Here is a 22,874-nt window from a genome sequence, read left to right on the forward strand (position 1 = left end):
ATATTCAGAAAAAAGCTTACTCTCGACTGGCATTTCAGCCCGCTAGAGTAAGCTTTTCTTCTATTATTCTCCTTTAGTAGAAGTTACTTCTGCTTTTTCTTTTGTTCCTGCAGCGCTTGGTTCTTTTTTAGCAAATTCGATGCGAAGGTCGTCAATGCTTTGACGAACGTTCCCTTTACCTGAGAAGTTTTCCAGCATTTCTTTTACATCAATCCCAGAGGAGGCTTTCAAGGATTCTTGCAATGTGGACATCAAGTTTGTTGCATAGCCAGTTATGCGGTTGGCTCCGCCGTTTTCACCGCCGCCTGTATCTACGACAGTGATCTTGTCAATATTAGATAGCGGTGCTGCAACTTGTTTCGCATATTCCGGAAGCATCTTGATCATCATATCCATCATGGCTGCCTGACCGTATAGCTCGAATGCTTCGGCGATCTTCTGTTTCGCCTCTGCTTCTGCAAGACCTTTTAGGCGGATAACTTCAGCTTCAGTTTCCCCTTTAGCACGTTCTGCTTCTGCTCTAGAAAGACCGTCGAGTCGAACCTTTTCTGCTTCCGCTTTTGCCATTGCTTCTACACGGTACTTATGTGCATCAGCTTCAGCGACCTGCTTGCGCTTTTCCGCTTCTGCTGATTGTTCAACTGCGTATCTGTCTGCGTCAGCTTTCTTTTTCACTTCTGAATCGTACTGTTTTTCACGGCGCAGAATTTCTTTTTCTTCAAGCTCAATCTGCTTTTGACGCTCGATGATCTTAATCTGCATCTGTTCTTCTGTAACTTGTTGTTTAGCGATGGCTTCTTCTAAATGATAAGCCTGGTCAGCACGCGCCTTCGCAACATCTTGTTCACGACGGAATTCGGCTACCTTCAGCTGGTTCATCTTTTCAGCTTCCGCTACTTCTGTCGCGCGTCCTAACTCGGATTGTTTAGCTTCTTTATCTGCTTCTGCGCGTTTGATGCGAGTTTCTTTTTCGGCCTCTGCCATTGCCATATCAGCATCACGCTTGATTTGTGCAATACGCGGCTTACCGAGTGCATCGAGATAGCCGTTTTTGTCACGCAGGTCTTTAATGGTAAATGAAACGATGATTAATCCCATTTTTGCTAGATCCTGTGAAGCCACACGCTGAACTTCTTGAGAAAATTTTTCTCGGTTTTTATAGATTTCTTCAACAGTCATGGAACCTAGAATCGAACGTAAATGTCCTTCTAATACTTCACGTGCTTCGTTTTCACGATCTTCTTTTAACTTCCCTAAAAACTGTTCAGCTGCAGTCGCAATTTCACCGATTGAGCTTCCGACTTTGATGATCGCCGTTCCATCAGCCATAACAGGAACACCTTGTTCTGTATACACTTCTGGCGTTTGAACATCGAGCTTGCTCGTTAATAAGCTTAGAGGCTTTGCTTGCTGGAATACCGGCAGAACGAACGTACCGCCTCCGCGTACAATTTTGATTCTATTGCCTGATTCATCGATATTCACATTTTTGCTTCCTAAGAAGCTTCCTGTAACGATTAATGCTTCATCAGGACTTGCAGTTCGGTACTTTGTTATAAAAACACTAATAAGTGCTGCTAGCAAAAAAACCGCAATCCCAATCACAATAAATAATGGTGAAAAAGTCATGAAATCCCCTCCAGATTAATGAAAATATGTTTGTTCTACTTGCTCATACCGCATAACCGAAACGACACCTTTTTGGATATCAATAATTAAGATTTTTTCCCCTTGCTGAATCGGTTTGTTATCCATACTTATTGCTGTTTTTGAGATTCTACCGCTTATTCCCTCTATTAATATTTCTCCAAAACCATCAGCCGGAACTGACGTAATGACTGTTCCCACTCTTCCTTTTAAATCCTCATCGCGATAAGCCAATGATTCTTCTGCTGATCGAATAGGTGTTAAAACAAAAACATTTAAAAGGGTGACGAGTAATAGAGAAAGCAGACAGCTGAACACGAGGATGAACCAGCTGTTGATGCCTGTCATGACCTCCAGCAGATAACCTGAAGCGCTGCCGATTGTAAAGAAGGAAAGAATAAGTGCCGGATGCAAAAATTCCATTGCTGCATCAAGCATGTCACCAAAAAGAATATAAACAAACGTGATACATCCAAAAACGATGAAACTTCCTAAGTATATGGTTGATAACGGATACCCGAACAGTTCCAAGGTCATCTCTCCCTATCCATTTATTGAACTATTATTTTTAGATAACAAGCCCCCCATGTCGAATTTCTTTAACCATATCAAAAAGATAATGAAAAAAATGTAAAATTTTGTCGACGGTGTCAAAATTTCCAATATTAGTTTTATATGTTAATTTACGGATACCTAAATAAAAAGTTTCAGTTTGTTAACGATTTTTTGTATAATTTTGTTAATGAGAGGATGGGATATATGTATACAGAAGATTTGTGGATACATTTGGAAAAACATGCCAACAAAGAGGATGCTATACCTATGCAAAAATATATGAGAGATCAGTTTGAATTCTTTGGTTTGCGCTCTCCTGTTTTAAATGAACACTTTAATGTTTTCATAAAAGAAAACGGACTGCCTCTGCCCGAAGACCTTCCTTCATTTTTAAAACAAATCTGGTCTAAGCCAGAACGAGAAATGCAATATGCAGGACTAGCGGTTGCTGACAAGCTAAAAAAGCATATGAAGAAAAGTGATATCGAGTGGATTGAATATACCATTGTAAATAAAAGCTGGTGGGACACCATCGATCACATAGCTAAAAACATAGCGGGCTATTATTTTAAAAAGTTTCCTGAAGAAATACACCCTGTAACTGAGCGATGGATCGCATCTAAAAATATTTGGCTGATGAGGTCAGCTATCCTGTTTCAATTGGGGTATAAGGAAAAGACCGATAAAGAACTGTTAGCATATATTATTAAAGAGACGAAATATGAACAAGACTTTTTTATTCGTAAAGGCATCGGGTGGGCATTACGGGAATACGCAAAGGTAAATCCAGATTGGGTGTGGGAGTTCGTACATACAGAAGAATTAAGCCCTCTTTCTTATAAAGAAGCAATCAAAAATATTAAAAAAACTAAGCAGCCGTTATGATTAACAGCTGCTTTTTCATGTTTATTTATGAAGGTTTTCCTAATTTAGAGACAACGTATCGTATCGCATTACGGAATGACACAAAGGTTTTCTGATTTGTATCAATTCCGAGTGTCACCATGTTCTTAACCATGTCTTGCTTAAATCCGCAATAAAGGACTTCAGCCCCCATTAGTTCAACCGTAGTTGTCAGTTTCTGAATTTCCTGGCCTAAGTCAGGATCTTCTACCGTAGTAATTCCTGAAAAGTCTATAATGACATATTCAGCTTGATAATTTAAACATTCGTTTAACAATTTAGTTGTTAGGTTTTCCATTCTCTCTAATGTCAGCTCACCGATAAGCGGTACGAGAAGTGTATTTTCGGCGATCGTCGGCAATATGGGAGTAGATAATTCATTAATGATCGCTTTTGTTTTTTCTTTTTCTTTTTCACGTTCGGTAATGTCTCTCCATGTCAAGATAAAACCAAGTTTTTCTTCTTTGACAATGAGTTCTTTTACGACCAGTCGGGCAATAAATTTGTTAAATAGAACAAGCTGCATATCAATTGGAAAATCACCTTTTTGAAGCATTTCTTCTTGATAAGAAGGATTTTTATGAAACCGGGCAATTGGAGTGCCGATCAGATCTTCCGCTTTATCCAGCCTAAAATAGGTCTTAAGAGATTCAATGAATCCTTTTGCTGAATCATTCATCCATGCAACCTTGTAGTCTAAATCTATAATAAAAATTTTTTCCTCTAAACAATTAAGTGTATCTGTAATGGTATCCTCTAAATGGTAAACCATAAAAGCTCCCCTTCTCTCATTCCTGTATATATCATATCGGAGTTCGACAAAATCTTCTATAGATTTCCTCTATATTCTCAAGTTTCCCAGCACATTCCACTCAATATGTAAGCGCTCTCTTAATCTTTACAAAGATATCTATTGTAACTATTCTTAACACCATGTAAAATGTCCCTATCAAACATACAAGTGTATTTCTCAGAAAAACATAAGGGGTGGAGCAAATGGTAAATCATGTTTCTGTAGGACTTTTAGGATTAGGTACAGTGGGCAGCGGTGTCGTTAGAATGATTGAAGGAAACCGTGAAGAACTTCAGCATCGTGTTGGCTGTCCGGTTTATATTGAAAAAATCTTAGTTCAAAACACCGAAAAAGAACGTTTGGTTGCAATCAAAAATGATTGGCTGACACAGCAGCCGCAGGAAGTACTTGAAAACCCCGATATTCATGTTGTTATTGAAGTAATGGGAGGCATCGAACTTGCCCGTGAATATATCACGCTTGCTCTGCAAAACAAAAAACATGTCATTACAGCGAATAAGGATCTCATGGCACTTCATGGGGCTGAACTTCTGCAAGTTGCTCAAGAAAATGGATGCGACCTTTTCTATGAAGCAAGTGTTGCAGGTGGTATTCCGATTATCCGTTCTCTCGTCGACGGACTTGCATCTGACCGCATCACTAAAATGATGGGGATCGTAAACGGTACAACAAATTATATCCTTACTAAAATGGATAAGCAGCAGCGAAATTATGAAGAGGTTTTAAAAGAAGCACAATCACTCGGATATGCAGAAGCCGATCCAACTTCCGATGTTGAAGGAATTGATGCGGCAAGGAAGATGGCTATTCTTTCAACGCTCGGGTTTTCAATGCATATTCACCTGGATGATGTAGATGTAACGGGTATATCAAGAGTGACACAAGAAGATCTCGAATACGCGAGACAGTTTGGCTATACCCTTAAGCTCATCGGCAACGCAAAAAAGGATAACGGAAAAGTGGAGATCAGTGTAGAACCTACTTTGCTGCCGGATTCGCATCCATTAGCAAGTGTGCAGAATGAATATAATGCTGTTTATGTATACGGAGAATCTGTCGGTGAGACGATGTTTTTCGGACCTGGCGCCGGCCAGCTTCCTACAGCTACATCCGTCGTGTCAGATCTAGTTGCTGTAGTCAAAAATATGCGTTTAGGTGTTAACGGTAAAAGCGCGGTTGCTCCGCAATTTGATAAACAATTAAAGCTGCCTGAAGAGATCGATGGAAAGTTCTTTTACAGACTGCACATTAAAGATGAGGCTGGCGCTTTCTCTGCGATCACTTCCCTCTTCGCCCTTCATGAGATCTCATTGGAAAAATTGATTCAGAGTCCCGTTGATGAAAAGGGTTTAGCGGAAGTCGTAATCGTTACTCATGGCACAAACAAGCAGCAAGATAACCACGTATACAACTTGCTGCGTGATTCAGATGTTGTTCAGGAAATTAAAAGTCATTATAGAGTGGAGGGTGCTTGATATGAACTGGAATGGATTGCTGCAGCAATATAAAGAATACTTGCCTGTAATTGACGCCACTCCCCTGCTTTCTTTAAACGAAGGTCATACTCCCCTCATTCCACTGGATCATCTATCAAAGGAATGGGGCATCAAGCTATACGCGAAATATGAAGGTGCCAATCCAACGGGTTCATTTAAAGATCGCGGTATGGTGCTTGCAGTTGCCAAAGCGAAAGAAGCTGGCAGCAATGCGATTATCTGCGCATCAACAGGCAATACTTCAGCAGCTGCGGCAGCATATGGAGCCCGCGCAGGTTTGCGCTGTATCGTCGTGATCCCAGACGGAAAAATCGCGCAAGGCAAGCTTGCACAAGCCAAAATGTACGGAGCTGAAATTTTTGCTATTCAAGGTAATTTTGATGAAGCGCTTGAAATGGTAAAACAAATGAGTGAAGAAGAAGGCTATACACTTGTTAATTCGGTAAATCCATACCGGTTAGAAGGTCAAAAAACAGCTGCGTTTGAACTTGTTGATACACTCGAAAAAGCGCCAGACATTCTTGCGATCCCTGTTGGAAACGCCGGCAACATAAGTGCTTACTGGAAAGGGTTTAAAGAATACGATTCGGTTAAAGCTTCAGGTCTGCCAAGGATACATGGCTTTCAAGCAGCCGGTGCTGCGCCCATTGTAAATGGCAGCGCCGTTAAGAATCCAGATACGATCGCTACAGCTATCCGAATCGGCAACCCGGCAAGCTGGCAGCTAGCCACTGCGGCTCTAGAGGAGTCAGGAGGCATCATCGACAGTGTAACAGATGAAGAAATTTTAGAAGCGTATCAGATGCTCGCTTCAAAAGAAGGTGTATTTGCAGAACCCGCTTCCTGCAGTACAATCGCAGGATTATATAAACAGCATAAGCAAGGACTCTTGCCAAAAGGAGCTTCTATCGTTGCAGTATTAACAGGCAATGGATTGAAAGATCCTGACATCGCATTAAAAACTGTTGCACAAGAACCTGTTGTGATTCCAAATGATCTTGATCAATTACGTCAGCAGCTGAAAGGATGTGCAGTATAAATGAAGCTTGATGCTTTTTCTATTCATGTACCCGCCAGCACTGCAAATCTTGGTCCGGGTTTTGACTCTGTAGGGCTCGCACTGAATCGTTACTTATCTGTTCATGTCCAGCCGGCTTCAGAATGGAAAACAGTTTTTTATGGCAAAGAACTGCAATCTTTAAATGGTGAAGAAAAGAATTTAATCGTTCAAGCAGCTCACTATACAGCGGAGTCTTATGATAAAGATCTACCTCCTTGCAGGTTGGAAGTTGAGAGCGAGTTCCCGCTTTCAAAGGGAATGGGAAGTTCCGCATCAGCAATCGTTGCAGGTATAGAACTGGCTGATACCCTTTTAAATCTGCAGCTTTCAAATAAAGAAAAAGCACTTTTGGCATGCTCGTTAGAAAAGCATCCTGACAACGTGATACCTGCTATTTATGGCGGGCTGACAATCAGCTTTTTTAATGGAAAAGATGTCGAAACGGTCCATGTTCCTGATGTTGCTGTTGAAATGATTGTCGCGATTCCTGATGAGGTACTCCATACAAAAGAGTCACGAAAGTCGTTACCGAATCTTCTTCCTTTTAATAAAGCGGTTGAAGCAAGTGCAATCAGCAATGTACTTGTTGGAGCTTTAATTAAAAACGATTGGAAAAAGGCTGCAGATATGATGAACCGTGATCTGTTTCATGAACCATTCAGGACAAAGAACATCCCGTTTTATTTTGAACTAAAAGAGAAGGCTGTCTCGCTCGGAGCATATGGTGCAGCGATCAGCGGGTCTGGTCCTGCGATCGTATTCTTTACACCTCATCAAAAAGCAGCTTCTATAACAGAACAGCTTTCATATTTGTATCCAGACTACCTTTTCGAAACGGTTTTCCCTGACAGAAAAGGCGTAGTGGTAAATAAGTCTTTATCTGCAGCTGCTTTATAGGACTTACGATACTTTTCCTTCAGATCGCGTTTCGTTTCACAACAGCGTGGTAAAGGACTATATCAAATCCATTAGGAGGGATAAAAGTGACGGAAGAAAAGAATGAAGAGGTTAAAGAAAGTTTCAAAGAGCAGGAAAAAAAGAGACAGGAAAAAGAACAAGCAAAGTATGATCAGACGAAGCGGATTCCAAATGAACAGAACCGGATGATTGATACTCAGAAAAGATGAGGATTCTCAAATGTTCATGCAGGAAAAGAAATGTGGATTGATGGGTAAATCTCGTGGATTCTAGACCAATATATTTGGATTCGAGCCCGAAATTTTTGGATTCAAAGTCAAAACTTTTGGATTCCCGCCTAAATGACCTCATCATATAGAATAAGGCCGACTAAAACTTTAGTCGGCCCTTTTCGTTATTGTTTTTTTGCGATCTGGAATTCGTCTCGCAGTAGTGTCCAGTTTTCCGGGAATGGTTCCCCAAGTACCCAATAGGCAAGACCTCTAAGCTTATATTGTTTTACGAGCTTATTTTTCGCCTCGGCACTTTGTTCATTTTCAAACCAGACAACGTGTTCTTTTCCATTGTCGTCTTTATAGTTGAAGAACGGAGCTTGTGCTTCGTTATCATATTTTACTGTGGCTTTTTCTTTTAAGGCTAGGTCGTGTGCCTCTGCTGGAGCAATACGCTTGGCAAATTTGTTACCTTTTTTATATGGAAGTGTCCAGTCATAGCCATAAAGCGGTGCACCCATTATAATCTTTTCAGGCGGTATTACAGAAACCGCGTAATCAACAACTTTCTTTACTAGAGGCACAGGTGCTACAGCCATTGGAGGTCCGCCAGACCAGCCCCACTCGTAAGTCATAAGTACAACAAAATCAGCCAGTTCTCCATGTCGCTTGTAATCATGAGCTCCATGCCAAGGTCCTTTTTGTTCATCACTTGTTTTAGGAGCAAGTGCTGTTGAAACCTTGAATCCTTCTTTCTGTACCTGAGGGATGATCGTTTCTAAAAATCCATTGTATAGCTCGCGATCTTTTTCTTTAATATGTTCAAAATCAATGTTTAGCGCTTTGTAGCCTTTCTGCTTCATCGTGCTGATCACACTGCCAATAAGTGTTTTGGACGCTTGTTTATCAGTAAAAATGTTATGTGCGATCTCCGGAGAAAAGTTTCCTTCTGCGAAGTTCGTTAAGACCATCATAGGCATCGCACGTGTCTTTTTGATCTCTTTAAGTGCAGCCCAGTCCTTGATCGGTTTTAATGTACCGTTCTTGTTGACTTGGTAGCTGAAAAAAGCAATATAAGTAAGGTCGTTTTCTGCTTCTTTAACATCTTTAACCGATTGTTTCGCTTCAAGCGGCTCTAAAAAACCAAGTGTTTCAATCTTTGTTTTTCCGTGTTTGATCTCAGCTTTTGAAGTATCCTGCTGTGTCTTTTTAGGTGAATTAATCTGTTCAAGCCGAGGACTTTCTCTTGTTTCATTGTTCATATTCTTCGGTGCAGCTTCACTCTCTTTCATTTCATTAGAGCCTCCGCCGCAGCCGGCAAGTATAATCGTGACCGCCGCAAAGAGCGCGACTAATTTTTTCATACATAAACCTCCTCTGTTTTCGTTATTTTTCCATGAGGAGGTCAGTAATATTCTTACTTATTTTAAAAGAAAGGCTGCTTTCGTAAACTTTGTAGTATTTGAAAATGGTTGATTCCGCTCCAGGATGCTCGCTTTCCGCGGGGCGTGCGGTGAGCCTCCTCGCGCTATGTGCGTTGGAGTCACCTTCAAGGTAGGATATGTGCTCCTGCGACTGCAAGAAAAAAGCATCGAAGTTTATTCCTCGTCGCATGCCTTGCAAGAGGTACGTTCATGTTGCTGGCACGCTGGAGTCCCGCACCTTACGCTCCAATCAACTTCAACGAAGTTCAAAAAAGGGTCAAAGATGGTTCAAAGCTGATGAATTTATTTCCAGATAAAACGGGCACAATAGAACTGACATTCAATTGCAGGCAATAATCTACATCCTTCGCAAAGCCGCGTTCTGCTAATTCTCTGCCGCTTCCGCAATTTCTTATCAAACTAGATAGTATATGCTCTGATCCTTGAAATGCTTGTTTGCAAACGAAAGCTTCCGGAGATAACGAGCCTTCGAATGATGAGATAATGGCTCCTGCGCCTAAATAATCTTCTATAGCCGGCCTTAGTTCATTTTCATTACCAGAGGCTTTTTCCCAGCGTTCACCGCAAGCGATAATCGTGATCGGTTTTCCAGTCTTCTTTTTCAATTCTAAAGCGGCTTCTGCAACAGCTTCGGCGTTTCGTAAAGAACCCAACAGTAGTGCAGGAATTTTTTTAGCTGCTTCTACACACGCCGCACCATTTAGGGAACAAAGTACATACGATTTCCCCCGATCAACTGCAGTGAAAGAGTTCGGTGAGAGTGAATGCTTCCCCGTTTTAAACGCCTTTTCTCTCCCGACAACAAGCTCAGCATCGAGCTGATCTGCGTACTTGTTCGCCTTCTCATTAATAGGAGGAGGAAAAGGATAGATAAGCGCTTCGTTTTCCATAGCGGCTATTACAGTTGAAGAAAAACTTAACACATCAACGATAATTAAGATTTCCTCTCTTTTTGCCGCTTCCCTTGCTCCTCTTATTCCCCACTCTACTTTAATCTCATATGACGATTGATCAAAAAAAGCATTCATTATACAACCTCCTTAATTTCTAGCTATAAAAAATATACGGAGAAAATCAAAAAAGAAATAGACTGTTTTTCAAAAATTTGGTATCCTGTTGATTGAGGTCTGCCTAACGCATTCGTAAATTGTCCGTAAAAAAAGACTCCAGTCATTGGAGTCTTTTCGTATTTAGATAGCCCAGTTCCCCTTTTTGAATAGCGGAATGCGTTTGCCATCTTCATATTCTGCTTCAATTTCAAGATCAGCAGAACCAATCATGAAATCAGTATGACCGCGGCTGTGGTTAATTTCTCTTTCTTCCATCTGTTCAGGTGTAAGGTTTCCTGCTTCTTTAACAGACATTGTGATCGAAGTACCTATTGCCAAGTGACAAGAAGCATTTTCATCATACAGTGTATTGTTAAAAATGATGCCCGAGTTTGAGATTGGTGAGTCATAAGGCACTAAAGCTACTTCTCCTAAATACCCCATACCGTCATCGATGCTAAGCAGCTGTTTCAGTGTGTCGTATCCCTCTTCAGCTGTAAATTCAACTACTTTTCCGTCTTTAAACGTTAAGCTGAAATTATCGATAAGGTTGCCCATAGCTGACAGCGGCTTCGAACTTGATACTTTTCCATTTACACCATATTTTCTAGGTGTAGTGAACACTTCTTCTGTTGGCAGGTTCGGAATGTAGTAAGTACCGAAAGTAGAATTATGTCCTCCCCCAATCCATGTATGGTCAGGATGCAAATCAATGCTTAAATTTGTTCCTTCTGATTTATAATGCAGTGTTTTAAATCTCTGCTCGTTTAAGTAATCCACTTTTTCTGAAAGTGTTTTAACATGCTCTTCCCATGCCGCAACTGGATCCGCCTGATCTACACGAACCGTTTTGAAAATCGCTTCCCATAATGCATCAACTGCTTCTTCTTCACTTTTTTCAGGGAACACGGATTTTGCCCAGCCTGCTGTCGGTGCACCAGCAATCGCCCAGTGCATATCCCCTCTAAGCTGGCCTGCAGAAAAGGCCTGCAGCTTTTCGCCTCTGTTCTTTTGAACAAACATCATACGCTCAGAAGGAACACCTTTGTAAGCGTTCGGGTCATTTCCTGTTACCATCAAAAAACAATCGTGATTTTCTACAAGACTGTTATATTTTTCGATCTCCCAAGATTGAAGGTCATCTTTCAGTACTTCTTCTTTCGCGCTCGTATAATGAATTCGGTTGGTTTGGGTATCAACCCAGTCCACCATCACTCTTTTACAACCATTCTCATAGGCGTGTTTTGTTACTTTACGAGTAAATTCTGCAGCTTCGATCGGAGAACTAATTAATAGCTTCTGTCCCTCTTGCATGCTTAATCCAACTTTTACAACAAGTTCAGCGTATTGATCTAATTTTTCTTCAAATGACTTCATTTTTTTCCCCTCCAGTTGGTTCAAATAAAAACGACTGATAAGTTTATAATATACATTATAAAGTAAAAAGAAAATTTAGACTAATTAAAACTAAAAAAAGGACCACTTTTTTATTCACGGCCCCAGCTTTACATCTCTATTATTTTTTGTTTAATACAAAACCTATATGAGAGAGCGCGCTCTCTAAGTTACTCGTAATGATGATATCGTGAAAATCCACATCTACCTTCATCGTTTTTATAGCCAGATCAGGTCTAAACCCAGTAAGAATCGGCGTTACACCAATTAGTTTTAAAAGCTTTACGATATTAAGAAGGTAGCTGCTGACCGAATTATTTATCTGACTAATACCAGATAGATCGATGATCATGTACTCTAAATTTAAGTTCATGCTGCTGTTTAATGTATTTTGTATGATGATATCAGCTCGGTATTCGCTTATATGACCAATGATCGGCAAAATGGCAATACCCTTTGTAAGAGGAACAATAGGCACTGATAAATCTTTAATTTCTTTGTTGGCTTTGTCCAGTTCTAAAACATAAGTTAAGAGTGAAGACATCGTCTGGAAGAGCTCCGCATGCTGTTCAGTAAACTCAAAGCGATTTGTATCAAGCCCGCAAATTGTACCGTAATTTTCTCCGTCCTCGTAATAAATGGGGATTGCTATAAAACTCCCGCTTCCTAAACTAGCTGTAACATTCAGATGTTTAGTATGCTCATTCTCCAAGATATCTTCAATAAGCAAGATTTCCTTGCCTTGATCTACACTAACTTTACAAAAGGTTTCATGAAAAGGCAGAGTGGATCCTTCTTCTAATAATGTTTGTTCTTTATTGATTACTTTTTTAATTTCGTTCACTTTTTGATCGTTTTTTGCAATAAACAACGTGTTGATATTAATCAGCTTACTCATAAAATTAAGGATATTTTCCGTTGCTTCCTCAAAATTCTTTACTGATTTAGGGTGAATAGAAATTGACAATGTCTTGACCGACCTTTCATGAATAGGCTCTGTTTATGTATATTTCAATACTCTAACTAACTATTTTCCCTACATTATAAAAATAAAACATCTTTATAATCAGTTAATATTAAATTATTTTCGTCTCATTTCTGTGATTCTAAAGACCTATCATAAAATAGCATTAAATTAGCTTTTTATATATTTTTTCCCAATTTTCGACTACAAAAAAATAGTCCTTTTAATAGTAAAAATTACCCATTACAGAAAGAAAACAAGGGATATATCTCCTATTCTAGTATTCGACATCACGTGGTAACATTTTGAATATGCGGAATTATTCGACAATAATCAATGTTGATTTCCAGCCGTGAAATTACTTCTAGGGGGGATTTTAGTGAAAAAGGGAAAATGGGTTTCAGCAGCCCTTGCAGCGATGTTAAGCTGCAGCACTTTTGCGAGCGTAAGCGCCGCACCAGTCAAAGTTCTGTCAGATGTCAAGGCATCATCATTCGAGGAAAAAAGCCATAAACACACGGGAGGTCCATTCGATTTAGCAGTGGCCAACGATGAAAGATTAATAGAAATGCTCAAGAAGAACGGACAAATTTCAAAGAATGCAAGTGAAGCACAGGCACAAGCAAAGCTTCAGCAGTTTTTGAAGAACAAACAAGAGCATGCTGAATCTCTTCCAAAAGGAGAGCTTGAAGACGAGCATGCTAAAAAGGATGAAAAAGGACACAAGAAGCATAAAAAAGATGGATTAAAGCATGGCAAGAAAGGTAAAGGCAAAGACATCAAGCCGGTTGAAGAAGAAAAATGGACGGGCGGCAAGCGTATTGATAACGTACTTGTACTTCTTGTAGAGTATCCTGACTTTAAGGCAAAAGATATTGCACCTGAAGAAACAGATATGCATTATGATGAATACTTAAAAGAACACTATGAAGATATGATTTTCGGTGAAGATGGATATGAAGGTCCAAATGGAGAAGATCTAGTCTCAGTAAAAGAGTATTATGAACAGCAATCAGGCGGCAGCTATTCGATCACAGGTAAAGTCGGCGGCTGGTACCAGGCACAACATCCTGCAGCTTACTATGGCGGAAACGTTCCTGATCCAGACGGAAGTGACGCTAAGCCGCGTGATCTGGTTAAAGAGGCATTAACTGCTGCAGCTAATGACCCAGAGATTGATTTAAGTGAGTTCGACCAAGAAGACCGCTATGACTTAGACGAAGATGGCGACCTTCGTGAACCAGATGGATTAGTAGATCACTTGATGATCGTTCACTCCAGTGTTGGTGAAGAAGCTGGCGGAGGTTCTCTAGGTGGCGATGCAGTATGGAGCCACCGATGGAATCTAGGAGGTATCTTCTCTATTCCAGAATCTCCATCTCCGGAAGTTGACTACTGGGGAGCAGATACAATGTATGCTTACGACTATACAATTGAACCTGCTGACGGAGCAGCTGGCGTATTCGCACATGAATATGGCCACGATTTAGGGCTTCCTGATGAATATGACACACAATACTCTGGATCTGGTGAGCCTGTAGCATATTGGTCGATCATGTCTAGCGGAAGCTGGGCTGGGGATATTCCTGGAACTGAGCCTACTGGATTCAGTGCATGGTCGAAAGAATTTTTACAATCCAGTATGACTGAATCTAACTGGTTAACAGGTGAAACGTATCATCTTGATGATTTAAATTCTAAAGGTACTGAAATACTCTTAGATCAAGCCAATACAAAAGGAACGAATAACGACGCTGTTCGAGTAGATCTACCTCAAAAGGAAACGGTCGTTAATACTCCTTTCAGCGGTGATTATGAGTACCATAGTGGAAAAGGCAACAACCTGAATAACTCAATGGTAACTTCTCTAGATTTAACAAATGCAACATCTGCAGAGCTTACTTTTAAAACTTGGTATCAAATTGAACAAGATTGGGATTATGCATCCGTTCAAGTACAAGAAGAAGGCACTGACACTTGGGTTTCACTCCCTGGTAATTTAACTACAGAAACTGATCCTCATGACCAGAATCCAGGACATGGTATTACGGGTAACTCTGATGGATGGGTTGACGGAACATTTGATCTTTCATCTTATAAAGGCAAAAAGATCAATGTAAAACTAAACTACTGGACAGATGTTGCTGCTGTTGAACCTGGTTTTTATGTAGATGACGTAGCAGTTAATGTTGATGGCACTCAAACACTGTTTGATGATGCTGAAGGTGAGCCTGTGTTTACTTTAGAAGGTTTTAAGAAAGACCAAGGTAAATTCTTTTCTGATCACTACTATCTATTAGAGTGGAGAAATCATGAAGGCGTTGACGAAGGTTTAGCACATATCCGCCGTGGCGACAGCTTGATGGAATACGATGGCGGATTGGTAGTTTGGTATGTTGATGATAGCTATAGCGATAACTGGACAGGCATCCACCCTGGTGAAGGATTCTTAGGAGTCGTTGATGCAAATCAGGAGACACTTAAATGGAGCGACAACTCTGTAGCATCCGCTCGTTACCTCGTACATGATGCAGCGTTCAGCAAGAAAAAGAGCGAAAAAATGTTCCTTGATTATCGTGAATTGCTTGGGTTAACAATGACAGATAAGAACGTTAGTCCAAACCCTAAGTTTAACGATAAACAAGATTACAGCAACCCTGGTAATCCACATGCTGGCCGTAATGTACCGACTTACGGACTTCAATTTGAAGTAGTTGGTTCCAGCAAGGACGATTCAGTAGGAAAAATTAAGATTTCTCGCAGATAAATAGTACATCAGCTAAACCCAATTGCTCCTACGCAATTGGGTTTTGTGTCATAATAAATAATAAACAAGCGTATAGGGGAGATCCTATGAAACAATGGCTGACGCTGCTAGTAGCTGTTCTATTAACAGTTGCAATTACAGCTTGTTCGAACACAGAAGACTCTAAAAGTGAACAACCCGTTGACAAAGAACCAACAAACGAGGCGATCAATATGATAGCTAACGATGAAAAGATCATAGAGATGTTAAAGAAAAAAGGAGAAATACCTGAAGATGCTTCACAAGAGGAGATCACTAAAGCTCTTCAAAAATACTTAAAAGATAAAGCACCTGGACCTGACAGTTTAAAGGACGAAAAGGAAAAGCAGAATTATATTAATAAGCTGAAAGAAGAAATTCAAAAGAACAATAAGGAATAAAAGGACAAATCCGAACTGGATTTGTCCTTTTCAATCTTTGTTGCTATTTCTAAAAGATTGTTTTTGGATGGTTTTTGTAAAGTTCATCGTTGACAAGTTGATTGGAGCGCAAGGTGCGAGACTCCTGCGGGATCAGCGGGACAGGTGAGACTCCTAACGGCGCAAAGCGCAGAGGAGGCTCACCGCACGCCCCGCGGAAAGCGAGCATCCTGGAGCGGAGATCAACCACTTCCAAAAAACCTTATTTTTCTTCCCACTGATACAAGGTGATTTCATCATACACAGGATCAAAGAGTTCATTGGATTTGAACGTTTTAACTTCCTCAAGATGATCTGATACATCTATCCCTTGTTCCTTAAACCCTTCAATTAGATGATTCGTAACATATATCTTCTTATTTTCATTGTACTTCTTGTCCTGTAAGAACAAATCATACGTGTAAAACCGCTTATGTTCAAAAGGAACATCCAAGTACTGAAAGACACGGGTTTCTTCCCACGTGTATACAACGGTCTCTTCATCTTTTTGAGCGAGATAGTTTGCAGTCTGGTAGACAGCCGGATTTTTTTTCGTCTGTTCTTTTAGGATTGGGAAACCGATGACTAGCTGCATAACAGCAAGACCCATACACGCCCACTTTAAAAGTGTGTGTTTCCCTGCAATTGACACGAGCCATAAGAAAAGAAGCATAAGTGTTATCGGGTAAGAATGTCTTGGTTTCTCCACATTTTGTGCAAACAGATTCCATAAAAAATAACTTAATAGAAGCGTCAGCATCACATAGTGTTTTTTTAGGAAGATCCCTGCCTCTTCTTTTTTATTTTTCAGCAAAGCAACAATAGAAATCCCCACAAAACCTATAAGAAGAATTGTTGACTTCGCAAACATTCCTACATAAATGATATTATTTATGACAAGCTCGTACAGCCTCGTAAAGAATGGTTCATGAGTATCAACAACTGTTCCTCCCCAAGATGTGAAATGACCCGAAACGAAAGCCATGGAGAGTTTAATAAACCCTTTCAAGCTCCCTTCAGTCATAATGAGAGCTACAACCCAAATCATCTGAAATAAAACAGCTAAGAAAATAAAGCCTGCTAAACGTATTGAATCTCTGTTTCTTTTATAATCAAACCACCATAAGAAAAGCAACCCAAATCCAAAGGGAAGATACGACAGCCTGATTCCCATCAGAATTGAAAATAGGATTAAGGGCAAAAGCTGATAACGAATTTTATTATTGTGAAGACCTATAAACAAGCTCCAAAGGAACCACCATAAGACCCCAATTGCAGAGCCTTCAGACATCGGCTGGCTGACAAGTATCATGAAATAGACACTGGACTGAAGAACAAGTGTAACTGTAAGAGCTGAAACGCTATTAACATACTTTCTAGCTAATAAATACATCGGTACAGCAGCTGAAACCGTTATAATGCCATTAAAAACAGATAGCGATAATGATGGGTTTTCTATAAAGAGATAAACTAGCATCCCTCCAAAAATGAAAATCGGATAGCCCGGAAAATGCGGCTGCATGGCTAGTAAATCATAACGGTCCAGAGCTAAAACAAAATCCACCTGATCCCAAGTGCTCGGAAAAGAAACGCTATACATAAACCGAATGAAAAAGGTATAGAAGAATAATATTATGACAGTTGCTGATAAAAGTTTATTTTTATTAAACATTGTCTATCCCTTTCTCCGAATTTCTCCTTTTATTCCTATGTAAAGAAAAAGCACAAGGCATCCGCCTTGTACTTTTATTCATTAGCTGAAGCGACTGTTTGCTTCCACGGTTGTTTTTGACTTTGTTTCGGTTTTTCCACTTTTTCAATTTTCCGAGCTGGTTTCTTTAAAAAGATCAGCATATAAATTACAGCGAAATAACCAAGATAAACGAGAACTTCCTCAATAGACGGCATGGATGAATAGCCTAAGAATGCTTTCAGGAAGATTCCGACATCCCCTGAAAGAAGCGGTGCTACCCCATGATCACGCACGTAATGCGCATAATCGATCGGATGCTCAGGCAGGAACCAAGTTATATCGTAAAGGTGTGGAACGACACTTCCTAAGATCTTCAAATCCTGCATCATCGATACACCTTGAACCATTAAACCGGCTGCAATAAGGACAATAAACGCACCAGTCGTTCTAAAAAATGCTTTGAGTGAAATGCGCATTGTTCCCTTAAAGAACAAGTAGCTTACTACAGAGGCTGCGATCAATCCGGAAATTGCACCCCATCCTGTTAATGCAGCCCCAATGTTTCCGCCAGTAATCGCTGCAAAGAAAAATACTGTTTCAATCCCCTCTCTCATAACGACAAGGAAAGAGTGGATTATCATTCCGATGATGCTTCCTGTTGAGATATATTTGCTGATTTTACCTTCGACATTCGATTTAATATTCTTGCTGTGCTCTGCCATCCAGAACACCATTTGCGTTAATAGAAGTGAAGAGATAAAGATAATCGAGATCTTTAAGTACATTTCAGTTCCCATGGCTGAGAAGCCTGTAAAAACAACCTGAAACAATAAAGCTACCAGGTAACTAGCTGCAACTGCCATTCCGGCCCCGAGCCAGACAAACTTAACAAATTTCTTGTTATCCGTACGTTTTAAGTATGTCGTAATGATTCCTACTATTAGCAATGCTTCCAACACTTCACGAAACGTAATAAGAAAAGCTTGTAATTGCACTTTGTTCCCTCCCCTATACCTTATCTATCTTCTTTTTCTAATAACGTAGATGACTACTCCGGCAATAATCGCGATAATAACGATAAGCGGCAGCCAGTTTTTAATGTTTGAAAGATCGGTCCATTCCGTTTTTTCAGAAGCTGTGCTCTCTTCCTCTTGATCTACGTTAAAATGACCCAATTCAAAGTTTTGTGTTTGAAACTCTTTTTGCAGATCATCAATAATAATCTTTTTGCTTTGTTTAAAAGCTTCTTTGTTTGCTTCTTTTTTGCCGACACCAAAAAGTCCCGGATTTCCTAAAGCTTCTAATGCTTTATCAAACTCTGCTTTAATCTGCTTATCCATTTCAGGATCTTTTTCAGCTATAACAGGAGATAACGATTGGTATGTAGCATGCCCCTTTGCGAGCAAACGCTTACTTGTTTCATAGTCTTCAAAATTTTTATCTACGCCAGATAAACGGCGGTCAATATTCAATGCTAATATTTTTTGCATATTTTCAATCAGTTCTTCTTTTTCTTCCTTCTCAAGATTTTCCTTGATCAGTTTAGAAGGTTCTGGACCCATATGCTGGTCAATTTCTTCTTTTACGGTGTTATAAATCTTTTCAGTCTCGGTAAAGTTAGGAGGTTTTTTATCAAGCTGGACCACCATCTTCTTATAAGCTTCAGCGATCTTTTCTTCATTCGGATCACCGTAAGAATAGGCGTTAGCTGTGTTATGTAACGAAAAGAATGTTAACAGTGTTAGTGTCATTATGGTTATGATCTTCTTCATTATTATAAATTCCTCCTTACCCATTGATAATGATAATGATTATCAATGTCGTTGTCAATACGAACTTTGCCTTCATGTTTAATCTTGACTTAAAAAACACAAAAAATTCATAAAAAAGAACCTCATTCCAAGGGACAAGGTTCTTTCGTAAAACTTATTTTGCTTGTTCTACAACTTTATTAAGCGTTTCTTCAAGTTGCGGAAGAATTTTATCTGCTTCTTCTTTATTATTTGCTTTCACTGCTTCTAAGTAGCTTTGAGCTGCAGCAGAAAGATCAGTTGTTTCTTTTTCGCCTATAATTTCTTTCAGGTCACTTTCGATCATGTTGATGAATAGCGCACCTTCAATTGCATAAATAGGACCTTTTTCTTTACCGAAGTTCTCCGTGCTTTCTTCATATTCATGAAGTGCAATTTTCGCAAATCCGCGAACGAATGCTTTGTTAACCGCTTCAGGATCTACTGATTTTACATCTGTTTCAAGATCGAATTGCTTTAAAATAACGTCAGCTTCTTCTGGTGCATTCTTTTTCAAATAAGGATAAACAGATTGATAGAATGCCCATCCTTCAGCTTGTTCCACTTTTGCTTTTTCTGCATCTGTTTTAGCAGCTTCAGATAGCTTTGTTGCATATCCGTGCGGTTTCGCTCCAGCAGCTAGATAAAATGTCTTCATCAAGGTCTTATCAACAACTTGCTTGCCTAAACCAAACGCAAGTTTATCTTCTTTTTCAATCGCATCTTTCATTTCACTGAAGCCGCCAGCGATCGCGTCTTCCATTTTTGTTCCGTATGCAGCATCACGCTTTTGTACTGTTCCTTGTACAGCCGTATAAAAAGCTTGAGCTTCCTCATATTCTTCCATTACTTCTTCTTTGTCGCCCCAATGCTCGTCAATTTCAGCGAACTCATGGCGCATCGTTTGGAAGAATTCCTTTTGCATCAATTTATCAAACAATTGTTTAACAATAACTGCGTCCATCTCTTTGTTCTTACCTGCAGCTAATGCAGTTGTAATCGCAGGATCGATCTGCTCATCAAACTCAGCATCACGCTGTTTTACCAGTTCTTGAAGCTGTTCTTCATAAATTTTTGTTACTTTATCGAAATCGACTTCTTTGCCTTCTTTTGCTTTTTCAAGTTCAGCAACAGCATCTTTGTATGCTTGAACAGATGACTCTGGAGAAGCTGTTTCTTTTTCAGCTGATTCGTTCTCCACTTTTTCTTCGGTTTGCTCTTTCTTTTGTGTTTCCTCTTTATTTGTGTCTGCAGAATTTGAACACCCTGCAAAAATAAGTGCTGTTGAAAGTGATAATGCTAAAGCAGTCCATTTAACTGACATTTCTTATATCCCCCTGTGATATGTAATGATAATCATTTTCATTTGCCAAAGTCATTATAATAGAGAACGATTCTCATTGTCAATGAAAGTTTAGAGAAATAAAAATAGAGACCTCCTAGTGTGGTGGTCTCTACTTCGTTTTCTATTGATGCTGGAGTGAGTATAGATAAAAAATATAATCAATTGATACACCTTTGTGTCCCAGCTGATTTATTATTGCTGAGATATGACCGCGATGATAGGTTCCGTGATTTACAACATGCTGGATGAGTTCAGCATAATTAGATTCAAGTGTTCCAAAATGAGGATGACGAATCGTTGTTTGTGAGGTTATATCCGTTTGACCCGAAATAAAAGAGTCGTATTTTCTGCTCAATTCTTTAAATTTAAATTCTAGTTCATCCAAACTTGCAGCCTGTAAATCATCCGTTAGCTGTCCAAGCGTTGCAACAATATCATTAAAATCTTCTCCTTTTATTGCCTTAAGCCAAACATAATCGACTTGATACATATGTATAAGCACTGCTGAAACCGATGGAAATACACTCTGAGTTTCCTTACGGTAGATTTCTAATGGAAGAGTTTTCAAATGTTCGAATACCTTATCATTTGCCCATACATTAAACTTTTGCAGCTGTACCGTTTTATCCATTTCCTGACCTCCTATAATTTTAAAAAAGCAAAATAGTAACCACTCATAAATTCTATAACTATTAGTTAATCTCCTTTCATAAAATAGAGATTTGTCGAACAAATGTTCTTGTTCTTAATTATAGCTTATAGTAAGATGAACATGTAATTTGACTAAAGATTAAAAGAGGAGTGTTTCTCGTGAAAAATCAAGCTGTTCCTTATTTATCATTTAACGGCAATGCAAAAGACGCTTTGAATTTTTACAAAGACGTTTTTAACGGTGAAATCACAGAAATTCAAACATTTGGAGAAGCTGATTTCCCTAATCCTCCAGAGGCAGATAACCGTGTTATGCATGCAAAATTCAAAAAAGGGAATCTTTTCTTGATGGCCTCTGACAGCTTTCCTGGCCATGAAATTACAGAGGGTAATAACATCTCACTCGTTCTAGAGGCTGATAGTGAAGAAGAAATTCAAAATCTTTATGAAAAACTAAGCCAAAACGGGACTGTATTAATGGAGCTGCAAGATACATTTTGGGGTGCAAAGTATGGCAAAGTGAAAGACCGCTTTGGGATTTCATGGGATCTAAATTATCAAAAAGCATAAGAAAACACGAAAAAGCGTACACCATAGACATTTACGGCGTACGCTTTTCTTTTACTTTTCTTTTAAAACACTTGATAAAAATTCAAACGAACGAAGCCGTGCTTGGTGATCATAAATCTGGCTGTTAATTATAATTTCATCTGCCTCTGTTTCATCAAGAAACGATTGTAATTTCTCTTTTACTGTCTCTTTATTGCCAACAAACGTTGTACGCAGCTGCTTGTCTATTGTAGCTTTTTCAAATGGACTCCAAAAACCTTCCATACTTTCTACAGGCGGTTTAAGAGGCGTCGGAGTACCTCGGATTAAATTCAAAAACTGCTGCTGCAGTGAAGTCGCAAGCCACTTTGCTTCTTCATCCGTATCTGCAGCTACTACATTCGCTCCCACCATCGCATATGGTTCATCCAATACTTCTGATGGTGTGAAGGTATTTCTGTACAGCTCTAGTGCAGGCAACGTATTTTCCGGTGAAAAGTGACTCGCAAATGCAAAAGGAAGACCAAGCCTTCCAGCAAGTCTTGCACTGAATCCACTTGAACCGAGCAGCCAGATTGGAATATTAAGTCCTTCTCCCGGTATTGCTCTTACCTTCATACTTCCTTCAGCCAATTCCGGATTCAAGTACGTACGCAATTCATCAAGCTGCATCGGAAATTCATCGCCGCTCATGCTAAGTTCACGGCGCAAAGCATGTGCTGTCAGCTGGTCCGTTCCTGGAGCACGTCCAAGCCCTAGGTCAATCCGGCCAGGATACATGGACTCTAAAGTTCCAAACTGTTCAGCTATGACGAGCGGTGCATGGTTCGGAAGCATAATTCCACCTGACCCTACACGAATCTTTGATGTTCCCCCAGCCACATAGCCGATTACGACCGATGTAGCGGAACTCGCAATTCCTGGCATATTGTGATGTTCAGCAAGCCAATACCGATTGTATCCCCATTTCTCAGCATGCTGAGCAAGATCTAACGTATTATTAAAAGAATCTGATGCCGTTCCACCTTCGACTAAAGGAGCCAAGTCTAATACAGAAAATGGAATATCACTCATACTCTTTTTGTGTTTGGACATTTTTGCGTCCTCCTTTTATATAAAGCAACGAAAAATTAGCTACTATATTTTAATAATTGCTATTAGTATAACAAGATACGTTTGTGATA

21 protein-coding genes are annotated in these 22,874 nt (G+C 39.7%); 8 read left to right on the forward strand and 13 right to left on the reverse strand.

The window, feature by feature from the left end:
- Positions 1-63: 63 nt before the first annotated feature.
- Positions 64-1,629, reverse strand: a complete 1,566-nt coding sequence (floT, locus tag UN64_RS03255) for a flotillin lipid rafts scaffold protein FloT (RefSeq protein WP_077359669.1) — start codon at positions 1,627-1,629, stop codon at positions 64-66.
- Positions 1,630-1,644: 15 nt separating this feature from the next.
- Entirely contained in the window at positions 1,645-2,178 is a 534-nt protein-coding gene (locus UN64_RS03260; RefSeq protein ID WP_139343006.1) for an NfeD family protein, read from the reverse strand.
- Positions 2,179-2,406: 228 nt separating this feature from the next.
- Here UN64_RS03260 and UN64_RS03265 point away from each other — a divergent pair, with 228 nt between their 5' ends.
- A complete protein-coding gene (locus UN64_RS03265; protein ID WP_171978781.1) occupies positions 2,407-3,087 on the forward strand; it encodes a DNA alkylation repair protein in 681 nt (226 codons plus the stop codon).
- Between the two features lie 25 nt (positions 3,088-3,112).
- On the opposite strand, the gene UN64_RS03270 is transcribed toward UN64_RS03265, so the two are convergent.
- Complete coding sequence (locus tag UN64_RS03270; protein ID WP_077359675.1) at positions 3,113-3,877, reverse strand: STAS domain-containing protein; 765 nt, start codon at positions 3,875-3,877, stop codon at positions 3,113-3,115.
- Positions 3,878-4,101: 224 nt separating this feature from the next.
- Here UN64_RS03270 and UN64_RS03275 point away from each other — a divergent pair, with 224 nt between their 5' ends.
- From UN64_RS03275 to UN64_RS20765, 4 genes are all read left to right on the forward strand, one after another.
- Positions 4,102-5,394, forward strand: coding sequence for a homoserine dehydrogenase (locus UN64_RS03275; protein ID WP_077359677.1), 1,293 nt, complete (start codon positions 4,102-4,104; stop codon positions 5,392-5,394).
- A 1-nt stretch (position 5,395) separates the two neighbouring features.
- Positions 5,396-6,454, forward strand: coding sequence for a threonine synthase (gene thrC, locus UN64_RS03280; protein WP_077359679.1), 1,059 nt, complete (start codon positions 5,396-5,398; stop codon positions 6,452-6,454).
- On the forward strand, positions 6,455-7,372 hold the full coding sequence (gene thrB, locus UN64_RS03285; RefSeq protein WP_077359681.1) for a homoserine kinase: 918 nt from the start codon (positions 6,455-6,457) through the stop codon (positions 7,370-7,372).
- Positions 7,373-7,458: 86 nt separating this feature from the next.
- Positions 7,459-7,602, forward strand: a complete 144-nt coding sequence (locus tag UN64_RS20765; RefSeq protein WP_171978782.1) for a hypothetical protein — start codon at positions 7,459-7,461, stop codon at positions 7,600-7,602.
- A 185-nt stretch (positions 7,603-7,787) separates the two neighbouring features.
- Here the strand turns inward: UN64_RS20765 and UN64_RS03290 are convergent, their stop codons facing one another.
- The 4 genes from UN64_RS03290 to UN64_RS03305 form a co-directional block, all read right to left on the reverse strand.
- A complete protein-coding gene (locus UN64_RS03290) occupies positions 7,788-8,969 on the reverse strand; it encodes a glycosyl hydrolase family 18 protein (RefSeq protein ID WP_077359683.1) in 1,182 nt (393 codons plus the stop codon).
- 326 nt (positions 8,970-9,295) lie between these two features.
- Positions 9,296-10,078 (reverse strand): 2-phosphosulfolactate phosphatase, encoded by a 783-nt coding sequence (locus tag UN64_RS03295; RefSeq protein ID WP_077359685.1) that lies wholly within the window; start codon positions 10,076-10,078, stop codon positions 9,296-9,298.
- 162 nt (positions 10,079-10,240) lie between these two features.
- The gene (locus tag UN64_RS03300; protein ID WP_077359687.1) at positions 10,241-11,476 is read right to left on the reverse strand and encodes an aminopeptidase; all 1,236 of its coding nucleotides are present in this window, start codon (positions 11,474-11,476) and stop codon (positions 10,241-10,243) included.
- Between the two features lie 139 nt (positions 11,477-11,615).
- The gene (locus tag UN64_RS03305; protein WP_245801948.1) at positions 11,616-12,461 is read right to left on the reverse strand and encodes a GAF domain-containing protein; all 846 of its coding nucleotides are present in this window, start codon (positions 12,459-12,461) and stop codon (positions 11,616-11,618) included.
- 376 nt (positions 12,462-12,837) lie between these two features.
- On the opposite strand from UN64_RS03305, the gene UN64_RS03310 reads away from it, so the two are divergent.
- Both UN64_RS03310 and UN64_RS03315 read left to right on the forward strand, forming a co-directional pair.
- Entirely contained in the window at positions 12,838-15,225 is a 2,388-nt protein-coding gene (locus UN64_RS03310; RefSeq protein ID WP_171978783.1) for an immune inhibitor A domain-containing protein, read from the forward strand.
- Between the two features lie 86 nt (positions 15,226-15,311).
- Positions 15,312-15,644: a hypothetical protein gene (locus UN64_RS03315; RefSeq protein WP_077359689.1), complete on the forward strand. Its 333-nt coding sequence runs from the start codon at positions 15,312-15,314 to the stop codon at positions 15,642-15,644.
- A 241-nt stretch (positions 15,645-15,885) separates the two neighbouring features.
- Here UN64_RS03315 and UN64_RS03320 read toward each other — a convergent pair whose 3' ends face one another.
- The 5 genes from UN64_RS03320 to UN64_RS03340 form a co-directional block, all read right to left on the reverse strand.
- Positions 15,886-17,334 carry a hypothetical protein gene (locus UN64_RS03320; RefSeq protein ID WP_245801949.1) on the reverse strand — a complete coding sequence of 483 codons (1,449 nt, stop codon included), beginning with the start codon at positions 17,332-17,334 and terminating at the stop codon, positions 15,886-15,888.
- 74 nt (positions 17,335-17,408) lie between these two features.
- A complete protein-coding gene (locus tag UN64_RS03325; RefSeq protein ID WP_077359691.1) occupies positions 17,409-18,350 on the reverse strand; it encodes an FTR1 family iron permease in 942 nt (313 codons plus the stop codon).
- 24 nt (positions 18,351-18,374) lie between these two features.
- Positions 18,375-19,127: a hypothetical protein gene (locus UN64_RS03330; RefSeq protein ID WP_077359693.1), complete on the reverse strand. Its 753-nt coding sequence runs from the start codon at positions 19,125-19,127 to the stop codon at positions 18,375-18,377.
- A 154-nt stretch (positions 19,128-19,281) separates the two neighbouring features.
- Positions 19,282-20,469: a hypothetical protein gene (locus tag UN64_RS03335; RefSeq protein WP_077359695.1), complete on the reverse strand. Its 1,188-nt coding sequence runs from the start codon at positions 20,467-20,469 to the stop codon at positions 19,282-19,284.
- Between the two features lie 142 nt (positions 20,470-20,611).
- Positions 20,612-21,121 carry a DinB family protein gene (locus UN64_RS03340; protein WP_077359697.1) on the reverse strand — a complete coding sequence of 170 codons (510 nt, stop codon included), beginning with the start codon at positions 21,119-21,121 and terminating at the stop codon, positions 20,612-20,614.
- 179 nt (positions 21,122-21,300) lie between these two features.
- Here UN64_RS03340 and UN64_RS03345 point away from each other — a divergent pair, with 179 nt between their 5' ends.
- A complete protein-coding gene (locus UN64_RS03345) occupies positions 21,301-21,711 on the forward strand; it encodes a VOC family protein (RefSeq protein WP_077359699.1) in 411 nt (136 codons plus the stop codon).
- A 51-nt stretch (positions 21,712-21,762) separates the two neighbouring features.
- On the opposite strand, the gene UN64_RS03350 is transcribed toward UN64_RS03345, so the two are convergent.
- Complete coding sequence (locus UN64_RS03350; RefSeq protein WP_077359701.1) at positions 21,763-22,785, reverse strand: LLM class flavin-dependent oxidoreductase; 1,023 nt, start codon at positions 22,783-22,785, stop codon at positions 21,763-21,765.
- Between the last annotated feature and the right edge of the window lie 89 nt (positions 22,786-22,874).

The organism is Fictibacillus arsenicus (assembly GCF_001999465.1).
GTDB classification, from domain to species: Bacteria; Bacillota; Bacilli; order Bacillales; family Fictibacillaceae; genus Fictibacillus; species Fictibacillus arsenicus.